This is a genomic window from Citricoccus sp. NPDC079358 (genome assembly GCF_040702545.1).
Taxonomy (GTDB): Bacteria; Actinomycetota; Actinomycetes; order Actinomycetales; family Micrococcaceae; genus Citricoccus.
On sequence record NZ_JBFBLI010000022.1, the window covers coordinates 15,761 to 27,799 of the forward strand.

9 protein-coding genes are annotated in these 12,039 nt (G+C 63.6%); 5 read left to right on the forward strand and 4 right to left on the reverse strand.

The genetic code is table 11. From position 1 onward, the window contains the following. Positions 1-42: 42 nt before the first annotated feature. On the reverse strand, positions 43-195 hold the full coding sequence (locus AB0333_RS16435) for a hypothetical protein (RefSeq protein WP_366219764.1): 153 nt from the start codon (positions 193-195) through the stop codon (positions 43-45). A gap of 385 nt (positions 196-580) precedes the next feature. Between AB0333_RS16435 and AB0333_RS16440 the strand changes: the two genes are divergently transcribed. Together AB0333_RS16440 and AB0333_RS16445 are read left to right on the forward strand one after the other, a co-directional pair. After that, positions 581-4,447, forward strand: coding sequence for a hydantoinase B/oxoprolinase family protein (locus AB0333_RS16440; RefSeq protein ID WP_366219765.1), 3,867 nt, complete (start codon positions 581-583; stop codon positions 4,445-4,447). A gap of 163 nt (positions 4,448-4,610) precedes the next feature. Next, entirely contained in the window at positions 4,611-5,975 is a 1,365-nt protein-coding gene (locus tag AB0333_RS16445; protein ID WP_366219766.1) for an MFS transporter, read from the forward strand. A 320-nt stretch (positions 5,976-6,295) separates the two neighbouring features. Here the strand turns inward: AB0333_RS16445 and AB0333_RS16450 are convergent, their stop codons facing one another. Next, positions 6,296-6,523, reverse strand: a complete 228-nt coding sequence (locus AB0333_RS16450) for a DUF2188 domain-containing protein (RefSeq protein WP_366219767.1) — start codon at positions 6,521-6,523, stop codon at positions 6,296-6,298. A gap of 68 nt (positions 6,524-6,591) precedes the next feature. Beyond that, positions 6,592-7,269: an ImmA/IrrE family metallo-endopeptidase gene (locus AB0333_RS16455; RefSeq protein WP_366219768.1), complete on the reverse strand. Its 678-nt coding sequence runs from the start codon at positions 7,267-7,269 to the stop codon at positions 6,592-6,594. 248 nt (positions 7,270-7,517) lie between these two features. Between AB0333_RS16455 and AB0333_RS16460 the strand changes: the two genes are divergently transcribed. Next, positions 7,518-8,306, forward strand: coding sequence for an acetoin reductase (locus tag AB0333_RS16460; protein WP_366219769.1), 789 nt, complete (start codon positions 7,518-7,520; stop codon positions 8,304-8,306). A gap of 528 nt (positions 8,307-8,834) precedes the next feature. On the opposite strand, the gene AB0333_RS16465 is transcribed toward AB0333_RS16460, so the two are convergent. Further along, positions 8,835-9,251, reverse strand: a complete 417-nt coding sequence (locus AB0333_RS16465; RefSeq protein ID WP_366219770.1) for a hypothetical protein — start codon at positions 9,249-9,251, stop codon at positions 8,835-8,837. 1,064 nt (positions 9,252-10,315) lie between these two features. Between AB0333_RS16465 and AB0333_RS16470 the strand changes: the two genes are divergently transcribed. Together AB0333_RS16470 and AB0333_RS16475 are read left to right on the forward strand one after the other, a co-directional pair. Next, complete coding sequence (locus AB0333_RS16470; protein ID WP_366219771.1) at positions 10,316-10,942, forward strand: HipA family kinase; 627 nt, start codon at positions 10,316-10,318, stop codon at positions 10,940-10,942. Positions 10,943-11,109: 167 nt separating this feature from the next. Next, complete coding sequence (locus AB0333_RS16475; RefSeq protein WP_366219772.1) at positions 11,110-11,751, forward strand: hypothetical protein; 642 nt, start codon at positions 11,110-11,112, stop codon at positions 11,749-11,751. Positions 11,752-12,039: the final 288 nt, after the last annotated feature.

Consider the following 12,039-nt stretch of genomic DNA (forward strand, 5'->3'; position numbering starts at 1 on the left):
CCTCGACCAGCTGCTCGGTAGGGTCGAGCAGCGGCGAGTGCGTCACTCCGGCAGTCCGGGAGGGGCCGGCTCGCGGCCGCAGCGGCGCTGCTGGTCATGAACCGAGGGCGAACCCCAGGCCGCAGAGAGACCGATGAGGGCGATGAGTCCGGGGCTGTAGAGCGCGATGATCGTCGCGAAGTTGAGCTGTGGCACCGGGGTCATCCCGAGGAGCGACAGGCCCGAGAGGACCAGCCGATGGCGATCGCATTACGGCGGCCAGGGGCGTGAATTGCTCGGTGAGGTCGACGCCGGCTTCGCGAGCCAGTTCGTGAGTCTCCTCGGTCCATCCCAGTTTTCCGCCATGGCCACCCCCGCCAAAAATATCGAGTGGAGGCCGATTGGGCATTGCGTGTTGCTCCGCTGGGAACTACATTTCTACCTAAGCAACCGCGAGTGATCTACATCACACGAGCTGCCGGAGGAGGTCCCGGCCCCGTAGACCCTGCTTCCCGTCCGTGGCCGTTACCTGGCCCCTGTCACCCTCAGGTTTTTCCTCTTTCCTCAACAGCCTGGGCATCCCCTCTTGAAAGGACCCATCATGAAGCGCATCGGAGTAGACGTCGGCGGTACCTTCACCGACCTGTATTTCTCGGACGACGCACAGCGTATCGCCGTTGTGGAGAAGGTTCCCTCCACTCCCCACGACCCGTCCGTGGCGGTCGTCGACGGCATCAAGATGCTCTGTGAGAAGGCCGGGGTGTCCCTGTCGGAGATCGACCAGGTGGTGCATGGCACCACCGTGGCCACGAACACCGCTCTGACGCACACCGGTGCTGAGGTCGGGATGATCACCACCGAGGGCTTCCGCGATATCCTGCACATCGCCCGGCACAAGAAGCCCCACAACTTCTCCCTGCAGCAGGATATGCCCTGGCAGACCAAGCCACTGATCAAGCGCCGCCACCGACTCACCGTGAAGGAACGCATCACCGCCCCCCACGGTGAGGTCTTGGTTCCCTTGGACGAGGACGAGGTCCGTGAGCGGGTCCGCGAACTCAAGGCGGCCGGGGTCCAGGCCATCGCCGTGTGCCTGCTGCACTCCTACCTGAACTCTGCCCACGAGCAACGCATCGGTGAGATCGTCAAGGAGGAATTCCCCGAGGCGTTCCTGTCCCTATCCAGTGAGATCGTGCCCCTGTACCGGGAGTACGAGCGGTTCTCCACCACCGCCCTGAATGCTTATGTCGGCCCGCGGGTCTCGCGGTACCTGCACCGCCTGCACGATGAGGTCACGGCCCTTGGGTACCAGCGGGAGATCCTGCTGATGCAGTCTTCCGGGGGCATGGTGCCGATCCGTGAGGCCGCCAAGCGGCCCGTCACCCTGATGATGTCCGGACCGGTCGGCGGCCTGATCGGCGGCATGTGGGCCGGCAAGCAGTCCGGCTTCGAGAACGTCGTCACCCTGGACATCGGTGGCACCTCCGCCGACATTGGCGTCGCCTACCAGGGCGAACTTCGCATGCGCCACCTGCTGGACACCAAGATCGGCGACCACCAGGCCATGGTCCCCATGGTTGACATCGACACCATCGGCGCCGGCGGAGGATCCATCGCCTATGTCGACGCCGGTGGCGTCTTCCGCGTCGGCCCGCAGTCGGCGGGTGCCGTTCCGGGACCGGTCTGCTACGGACGCGGCGGCACGGAACCGACCTCGACCGACGCCCAGGTGTTGCTGGGTCGGATGCGCCCAGACCGCATGCTGGCCGGCTCGGGCCTGGACATGGACCTCGACGGGGCCCGCACAGCCATGGAGGGACTGGCCGAGACCCTCGGCATGTCCGTGGAGGAAGCCGCCCTCGGTGCTCTGCAGATCCAGAAGTTCGGCATGACCCAGGCCATCGAGCAGAACTCGGTGCGCCGCGGCTATGATCCGCGCGACTTCACCCTCGTCGCCGCCGGCGGCGCCGGTGCGCTGTTCGCCTGTGAGATCGCGGCAGAACTCGAAGTGCCGAACGTGCTGGTGCCGGCTCACCCCGGCATCATCGCAGGCATCGGGCTACTGGCCACCGATGAGCAGTACGAATTCGTGGCCACCAGCCGGTTCAAGTTCGCCGAGGCCGACCCCTCGGCCATCCAGGCATCCTTCGAGCAGCTGGAGCGGGAGGCCAATGCCCAGCTAGACGCGGAGGACGTCCCAGCCGAGCAGCGCAGGATCGACTGGCTGGCCGATGCCCGCTACGAGGGCCAGGGCTACGAGATCCGCTTCGACGTCCCCGAGGGACCGGTAAACACCGCTTGGCTGGACCAGGCCGAGGCAGCCTTCCACGACGCCCACTTCGAGGAGTACGGCCACCGCTTCAAGAACGGATCCGTGGAGGTCATCAACATCCGCGTGGAAGCCCGCGCCGTGATGGCCGATCTGCCGACCCCGACCCCCACCCGCTCCGGCTCGCTGGCCGACGCCCTGGTGGAGACCCGCCCGGTGACCTTCCAACAAGAGGGCAAGCCGGTCACCCTGGACACTGGGTTCTACGACCGGGAGGAAATGGGCGTGGGGACCACCTTCGAGGGACCGGTGATCATTGAGCAGTATGACTCCACCGTCGTCGTCCCCCCGGGCTTCACCGGGACGGTCGACGAGGCCGGCAACTTGGTCATCGCTTGCCCGACGGTCACTCAGACGGTCGAGAAGCTGGCCACACCGATCCTGATGCGCGTCATCGGCGGAGCCCTGAACTCCGCGGCCAAAGAGATGGCCTCGGTACTATTCCGGATGGCCTACTCCTCGATTATCCGCGAGTCCGAGGACCTCGGAGCCGGCCTGTTCGACAAGGACGGCAATGTGCTAGCCGAATCCGATTCCACGCCGATGTTCATGGGCTCCATGCCCAAGATCGTCAAGGGCGTCATCTCGGTCCTAGGCGACGACATCCATGAGGGTGACGTCATCCTGCACAACGACCCCTACCTGGGAGCTACCCACTCCCCCGACGTGGCGATCATCGAACCGATCTTCCACGACGGGGAGCTCGTGGGCTTCGCCGGGGCCTCCGGGCAGCTCATCGACAACGGCGGTGCGTTCTCGGGACTGATGGTGGATATCCAGGACGTGCAGTCCGAGGGCACCATCTTCCGGGCGGTGAAAGTTTACGAGAAGGGTGTCCGTCAGGAGTCCCTGATCCGGCACATCCTCAACAACACCCGGACACCCACCTCCAACGAGGGCGACTTCCAGGCAATGATCGCCGCGTGCGAGCTGGCCAAGTCTCGTTACCTCGCCCTCGTCGAGCGGTACAGCATCGGCGCGGTCCGCGATGCCGGCCAGTTCTGGATCGATTACTCGGAGCGGATGCTGCGTCAGGAGATCGCCAAGATTCCGGATGGCGTGTACGAGACCGAGGTCGGCTATCTGGACGACGACGGACGCAACTACGGCAAGAAACTGCCCATCGTCGTGAAGGTCATCGTGGAGGGTGACGAGATCACCTATGACCTCACCGGTTCCTCCGAACAGGTGCCCACGGCCTACAACTGCGCGTTCGAGGGCACGACGGTCTCGGCGTTCACGTTCATCACCCGGATGATGTTCCTGGACGAGGTCGCCTTCCCGGTGTTTGTGCCGCAGAACGAGGGCATGCTCAAGCCGCTGAAGGTGATCGCCCCGGAGGGCACTATCTTCAACCCGACCTACCCGGCGGCGACGTTCTCCCGGTTCTCACAGGTGCAGCGCGCCGTGGACCTGGCCCTGCGGGCCCTAGCCCCGGTCATCCCCGAACGCGTCACCGCCGGCAACTCCGCCCACATCCACTTCATGTCCTACTCCGGGTGGGACGCGAAGCAGGGCGAGTACTGGGTCTACCTCGAGGTCAACGAGGGTTCCTACGGTGCCCGATCCACCAGTGACGGGCCGGACTCCGTGGACAACCTCATCGCCAACACCCGCAACAACCCGATCGAGGAACTGGAGTGGCGGTTCCCGATGCGCACTGACCGCTACGAGCTGCGCGACGAGCCGGCGGCGGCCGGTGAGTTCCGCGGCGGCATCGGCATCGTGCGGGAGAACACCTTCCTGACCGACACTGCGGTCACCTGCGAAGGTGAGCGCCATGAGTCTGACGTCCCGTGGGGAGCCGAAGGCGGACATGACGGCCTGAACGCGTCTCTGGTGAAGAACCCCGGACGGGACGGCGAGGAGTCCTGGCCGTCCAAGGTCACCGGCTGGCAGCTGAAGGCCGGTGATTCCCTCCAGATCACCGTGCCCAGCGCCGGCGGCTTCGGCGATCCGCTCACCCGCGACCCGCTGAAGGTCCTCGAAGACGTGCTGGACGGCTTCACCACCGCCGAGGCCGCCACCCGGGACTACGGCGTGGTCCTCAAGGACGTCGAGGGCCAGCTCACGGTCGACCTGACCGCCACCGCCGAAAGGCGTGAGCAGCAGAGCGCAGACCTCAGCTCCGTCTCTTGACCTGAGGCACCACCACTGAGGGGACGGTCCGGGACCGATCAGTCATGACCCGGCCCCGGACCGTCCCCTTCGTGCTCCCTCCCTCCGGCTTCAACCCTGTTGCGGTCCTCTCGTTCCCTCCTGTTATCCCCTCCTGCTGTCTCCTCCTCCCCAAGGAACGGTCATGTCCACTACCCAAACAGCCCCATTCGTCGAATCGGATGTACAGCCTAAGGACGTCCGGGTGGCCACCTGGATCTGCTTCTTCGCCTGGACCTTCGCCGTCTATGATTTCGTCCTCTTCGGCAACCTGTTGCCCGAACTGGCCGCCGACCTCGGCTGGACCGGGGCCCAGTCGACCGAGGTCAACACCTGGGTCACCGCCGGCACCGCACTGGTCGCCTTCGCGATCGGGCCGATCGTCGACAAGATCGGTCGCCGCAAGGGCATCCTGATCGCCGTCGCCGGCGCCGCCGTGGCCTCCCTACTGACCGCGATGGTCGGCTGGGTCGTCGGCATCGCCGCCGGACTGGGCCTCGTGTTCCTGGTCCTGGTGCGATCACTCGCCGGCCTCGGTTACGCCGAGCAGGCCATCAACGCCGCCTACCTCAACGAGATGTTCGCCCACAACAGCGACCCAGCCAAGGCCAAACGGCGGGGCCTGATCTACTCCCTGGTCCAGTCCGGTTGGCCGGTCGGCTCCGTGCTCGCCGCCGGGTCCGTCTACCTGCTATTCCCGATCGGCGGCTGGGTACTGTGCTTCATCGTGGCCGCCATCCCCGCCGTCTTCATCATCATCGCCGGACGATGGCTCAAGGAGAGCCCCCAGTTCGCCCACAGGCACCAGATCGACCAAATGATCAAAGACGGTCGCGTGGAAGAGGCCCAGCAGCTCGGTGCGAAGTACGGCATCGACGTCTCTGAGAAGGACAGCCCACTCGTATCGGTCTTCCGCGGCGAATCACTGCGGTCCACCTTGACGATCGGCGGAGCCTTCCTGCTGAACTGGCTCGGAGTGCTCGCCTTCTCGATCCTGGGCACCTCACTGCTGACAGCACCCGACGGCAAGGACATCGCGTTCAACAACGCGCTGCTGGTCCTGATCATCTCCAACGCCACTGCCTTCGCTGGCTACCTGTTCCACGGATGGTTCGGTGACCGGATCGGGCGCCGCAACGCGATCGGCATCGGCTGGATCCTCTGTGCCGTGTCGTTCTTTACCATGCTCCAAGCCCCGAACGGGAACTTCCCACTCATCATCGCCCTCTACAGTGCCGGGCTGTTCTTCCTGATCGGCCCCTTCTCGGCCCTGCTGTTCTTCACCGGCGAGAGCTTCCCCGTCCACACCCGAGCCACCGGCAGCTCGATCATCAACGCCTCCGGCCAGGTCGGCGCCATCATCGGCGGCCTACTGATCACCGCCACCCTGGCCGCCGGCACCAGCTGGATCAACGCGACATTATGGTGGGGCGTCATCCCCATCCTGGCCTCCGGACTGCTGATCTTCGGCGCCCGCAACGTTGACCCCCGCACCGTGCGCACCGACTGACCGGCCCAACCCGGAACCGCCCTCCGCCCGGCGATACTCCCTCAAACCAGGGAGTTATCGCCGGGCGGACCACATTAGCCTGTGGGCCACCCTCCACCGACGTCGGGGCAGAAGACCCCTCAGCGGAGCACTCAATGCCTGCGGTTCACCGGAATCCCGACTACCCAGTCCAGGCCGCCCAGAGTGTCACACCGGGTATGCCCGTCTGGACATGCTCACAACTAACGTCGGCTCGCTGTCAGAGCAGATCCCTCTTTGGGCTTTGGACGCATCTGTATAGGAAGGCCTCTGGACCTGATTGGACAGGGGAGCGTCGCGCGTCAGCCCTTCGGTGGGTGGGGATCGTTGCCATAGGAGTTTCGGTGCCCGATGGTGCCGTCCTTCTTGTGGATAAGGTGCTCTACGCCGTCCTTCTTGGCCGCAGCCCGGCCGGCTGATTCAGCTTCTGCCTTGGTGGCGTGAGTGCTTGAGGCCCTCGCGCCACCCTCACGACGATTCGCCCAGCCGTCCGCTGTTGGGACGGTGTGCATGTCCTTCTTGTTTGTCATCAGATCCTTCTCCTGGGTTGATAGCGCGGTGGACACCATGCGCTTTGGTGTTCTGAGCTTGAATCGGTCTATATGTGGACTTCGGGGCGGAGGTCCTCTGCCCCGACGATGGCCTCGACGTCGTCGAGGGACAGGCGCGCTTGTGTAGCTAGCTGCTCCAGCGATGCCCCATTCTGGTTGGCCAGTGCAACGGCCGAGGACAGCATGACCGGATTGTCTGGCCGGTCTAGGGGGAATGGCTCATGGCGCCGCCCGTACTTTGAGTTCATGGTGACGACCGCGCGCCGGTAGGCGTCACCACTGATGACGTTCAGCGCGCGTGCACGATAGAGCAAAGCCGCAATGGAAACCCCCCATTCCTGTTTGAGCTTCGCGTACGTTCCCAGGTCGAATCGCTTCGGTAGGAGCTCTCGCATCTGGCGAGCAGGCATCAGCAGCTCTGCCGCGAAGGCATGGGCCTGTGTCTCCTGGATGCTTCCCGGGTCAGCTTCTGGATGACAGACCAAATGACCCAGTTCGTGGGCTGCGTCGAAACGGCTGCGCGCCGCATCACCCTTGTTGCTCCCCAGAATGACAACTGGATGAGTTCCAGCATTCTGGCTATAGGCGTCGATGCCCTCGTCGGCGACCCGTAGCCGGCTCACAACGATGCCATGTCGTTCCATGTGCCTAACCAGGTAGCCGACTGGCCCGACGGGCAGATGCCACTGTTCTCTTAGTTGGTCGACAGCGTCGACGACGTTCACAGCCTGCGCGTCTGGCGAGAGCGGAGCCAAGGGAAGGTCAGTGGTGGCATTCGACCTGACCGAGCCATTGCCACGAGCCTCCAATGCTCCCTACTGTCTGTCAAGAGACCTGGTGATCAGCCGACAATGGGGCCGCCTGTCGTGTGCGGTTTGGTCGGAGAAAGCCGGCGCCGGAATAACCCCGGCGTGTCCCTCGTTGTGCCAGGTACACACAATTCTTCAATTTTGAAGAGAAAGGTGGCTTCACCATGGCTGAGAACAAGACCAAGGTCGCCCTTGTCACTGGCGCGGCACAGGGCATCGGGCGGGGCATCGCGCTGAAGCTCGCCGAGGACGGATTTGATCTCGCGATCGCCGACCTGAAGCCGCAGCAGGAGAAGGGCCAAGACGTCGTCCAGGAGGTCGAGGCCCTAGGCCGCAAGGCCGTCTTCGTGCCGATCGACGTTTCCGGCAAGGACTCCTTCGACCAAGCCGTGGACACCGCGGCCGAGCAGCTGGGCGGACTGGACGTGCTGGTCAACAACGCCGGCATCGCGCAGGTCCAGCCGATCCTGGAGGTCACCCAGGAGGAGCTCGAGAAGATCTTCGCCATCAACGTGCACTCGATCTTCTTCGGCATCCAGGCCGCCGTCCGCAAGTTCGATGAGCTCGGCGTCAAGGGCAAGATCATCAACGCCGCGTCCATTGCCGCTGTGAAGGGCTTTCCGATCCTCTCGGCCTATTCCGCTTCGAAGTTCGCCGTGCGCGGCATCACCCAGACCGCCGCGCAGGAGCTCGCCCCGAAGGGCCACACTGTCAATGCCTACGGCCCGGGCATCGTCGGCACCGGCATGTGGGAGCTGATCGATCGCGAGTTGCACAAGATCAACGGCAAGCCGCTCGGCCAGAACCTCCAGGAGAACGTGGACACCATCGCCCTGGGACGCATCGAGACCCCGGAGGACGTCGCCGGCGTCGTCTCCTTCTTCGCCAGTGACCGCGCCGACTACGTCACCGGCCAGACCCTGCTCGTCGACGGCGGCATGCTCTACAACTGATCCGCAGCGTACCGACGGTTCTCCACCGGCCGTCGGCGCTTCTCCGGCCCCGGGCTGCTTCGCCCGGGGCCGGAGGGGTGCCCGCATCTCGAAGTGGACGGGCGCTCCGCGCCAGCGGTGTTTGGCTGAGCCAAGGCACCGACGTGAGCTCGGACCCGCAACATCCTCGACGGACTGACAAGCCACCTCGGCCGCCGTTGCCGGAGAGTGTCAAGTCTGCATACCCTCTTGGACGCCCCGTGGTGGCGACGGAAGGGTGTTGTCAGACTGGTTCCCCAAAGCGGCCCTTCGACACTTTCGTAAGGGCCGCCTTTTGAGGTGGCTGGATAGACGGTCGGATACATCCGGATCAACCGGGTCGGGGGGTTGGATGGGAGTTCCATCCTTTCCGTGGTCGAACATGCCCGGAAGGAGTGCAGGTCGAGGCTGGGTTCCTGGTCTCCGGAATGAGCCTGGCACGGCCGCAGGCGGCTATTGCTGTCAACGGGGGTGTTGTCCGGGCTAGTCCTAGTTGGGTTTGGTGACGGGCTAGGCTTCGTCCCAGGCGAGGACCTCCGTCGCCGGATACTCGGCACGGCCCGGCACCGGGGTCTGCCCGACGGCCCGGTACCGTCCGGGCTCAAGCCCTGCCAGCAGCCAGCCCTTGCCGTCCCCGGTGTAGCGGGTGCCGGCCACGTCCAGGGCGAACACTAGCCGGGCGGTCGGCGGGTCCTGTCGGCGCGGGCGCACCAGGTAGGTGGCGACCCGGCCACTGACCTGGTCGGTGATCGGGTTCAGGTGGCGGTCCCACCAGTCTCCTTGGTCCTTGCGGTGCGCGGTGAGGTCCTTGCTGGTGTGCACCGTTCCGTCGTCGCAGACCTCTAGGTATCGGTAGACGTCCCCGCGGATCATCCGCTCGGGTCGGATCCGGGGTGCCCCGTCGGGGTCGGTCTCGGGAAAGTCCATGGCTGCCTCCTGAACCCATCCTGCCACCGGGATCGGACACCTACCGCTGAGCCTCCCACTCGGCCGGTCGGACCCTTTCGCATTGCTCCGGGCAGTGGTGATGGGCGACCACCCGCTGTCCGCAGCCAACAAGGCAAGGCCTCGGTGCACCCACCTTGGCGGGCGCTACCGCCTGGACAGCATTCTCGAACTAGTTGACTCGCCGGTCGCGGTCGCGGCCCCGTCCACCGTTGCGACCCTCACGGTTGGTGCGCTGCCCGGCGGACTGTCGGTTGGGTTGCTGCCCCCTGGACGGTGTCGGTCGGTACGGGGTGCCCGGTTCCGTCCACGGCTCGTCATCAAAGCCTTCCGGTGCCGGAGGCGCGGCAAACACGGCCTGGGGGGCAGCTGATTCCGGGGGTGCCGGACTGCCCAGAGGGGTCGGTTCGGCGAACGGATCAATGAACAACGTTTCAGGGGACACGGAGGCCTTTCGAGCGGGGTGGGAGTCGGATCAGCCTACCGGCGACCTCCAAGACGTTCCTGTCCACGGCGACCTCAGTGTTCTTGCGGGCAAGCGCTCACTCTGGCCACATGATTCTTTGCGCGGACAGCGAGTTAAGCTGATTCTGTGCCAACACGTCAGCCCCGCGACTCCGCTTGCATAGAAATCTTCATCGCCCGTTTCCGCCTCTCGCGCGGCGTCCCAGTTCCTTGGAACTGGGACACTCCCCAAGGGAGGGGCCGAACACGACGACTCGCCATGATTTTCCGTTCCAGAACTAGGCCCAAAACGACAACCCATCGGGGTCGTACGAGGCTGACTTTCGACACAGCCTCAAACGGCTGATCCCGACTTGACGAAACACTGCCGACGCCGCATAAATGCCGACCCGACGGTCCAAATCCAGACGCATCCCCAACGCACAGCCGCGCTGTAGGATCGGGGCCAGGGTGGAAAGACCGCCTTGTCAGGTGCGGTCAGGGGAGCTATGCGCCGATATCTGGGAGTACCCGGTCTCAAGGTCGACCAGTTGGTCTATAGCGACCTAGGGAGTCAAGACCTCCACCAAGGTATCGCGCCCGTGTTTGTCAAGCAGGGACCCATAGCTGGTCATCCGATCGTGCTCAACGAATATCTTGCGTCGCGTTTAGCCCATTCCATGGGTATCCCCGTGCCGTTCGGGGAGTTGGCAGCATTGCCCGATGATGAGCGGGGATGGGTTTCTGCGATCGTAGGTACGGAGGGCAAGCCATCTGCTCCTGTAGACGTTGCGGAAGCCGCCACGAACGAGTCGCATATCTACGCCGGCATCGCTGCTTTCGACGTCTGGATCCTGAACGGGGACCGTACAGACGAGAACCTTATTTGGACGGCTGAAATCGGCATGTGGGCTATCGACCACGAGCAAGCATTCGGTGCCGTTAATCCTGAGGGAACCAACCGGTTGCAGGTTCTTCAGACGACAATCGACCTGTCCCGCGTATATCAAGACGCGCCTCCAGACAGGGCAACAATGCAACCTTGGATCAAGGCCATATGGACTCACGGAGCTCAATGGGCGCAGGTGGCGACTGACGCTGCCTACCGTCGTGGGCTTGGGTCCAAAAAGACGATGAAACAGTATGCCGACTTCCTAAAGTTCCGAGCGGAATCGATCTTCTACCTAGTCGAATCGACTCATAAGTGGCGCGATGATGTACTCATCTAGCTAAGGGCATGGACTCATACCCTCTTGACATTCGACGACAGTGGGGAGTGACTATGCCGGCGACGTGGTATCTCGTTCAATACACCGCAGACTTGCGTAGGCATGAACCGAGGAACATAGGTCTCGCTCTGACAGACGGTACTCAGTGGTATCTACATTTCCGCGGCGTGGACCAGTCGGGCAGAGTAAATGCAAGACAAATGCGCGGATGGGGCATCAGCCGCGAAAACTATCAATCGTGGGTCGACTACTTTCAGCGCAAGGCACTCCAAGGGGCGTGGGAGGAAGCGCTCACGCTGCAGCAACGCAAACCGTCCAACTTCTCCGTCGTTTCAGGCGGCAGGATCCTTGCAGAGGAGTCTGACTGGGAACTAGAAGCTAAACAGCTCTTTTCAGAGCTTGTGGCCACCCGACCGCATCGAGTAACAGCTCCTTCGCCCCTTGAATCGGCTCGAGACCTGTTCAGGCGCGCCGAAATTCACCCTGAGGAAGACGTCTTCCTTCCCGGTCGATGGAGGGAGGGCGGTGAGCAAGTCGGCATTCCATTCAAGTTTCAGTTGAAGGCAGCGAAGACCAGCACCTTGGAGGCTCTGCCTCCCAAGGAGAAGGACATCGTTTCGCTAAAGGCACGGCTCGATGCCGTCAGCCGCGTTCAGGGCGCGCCTCATTTCATCGCCCTCTTGCCACTTTCTAGTATTTCGGAGAAGAACTGGGACCGGCTATTGATGCCCATTGAGCAGACAGCTCACGTCGTGGATATGGACGCTGCGGATGCTCCAGTACAGCTACGAGAAATCGTGGGTGTTTAGCTCTTTACTGCCACAGAGTGTCCGTGTTCGCAGTCGCGTGCATGATGCGCGAGGATCCGACTATGGCAGAACTAGATCGACCCAAAAGTAGAAATCTCACCAAGAGCTCGAAGGCAGGAGAGTCCGAAGGACTTTTCTGGGACGCCGGGGGCCCCCACATCGCATTGCGTCTACGCGACGGTAAGCCGAAGGGAGTAGTGCCCCCTAAAGTGGTGTAGCCCACGGTGGCCAGTTCGTCGCTCGCGACGTAAAGCGCGGCCACCGTGTGATCCGTCGAGGAAACTCTCA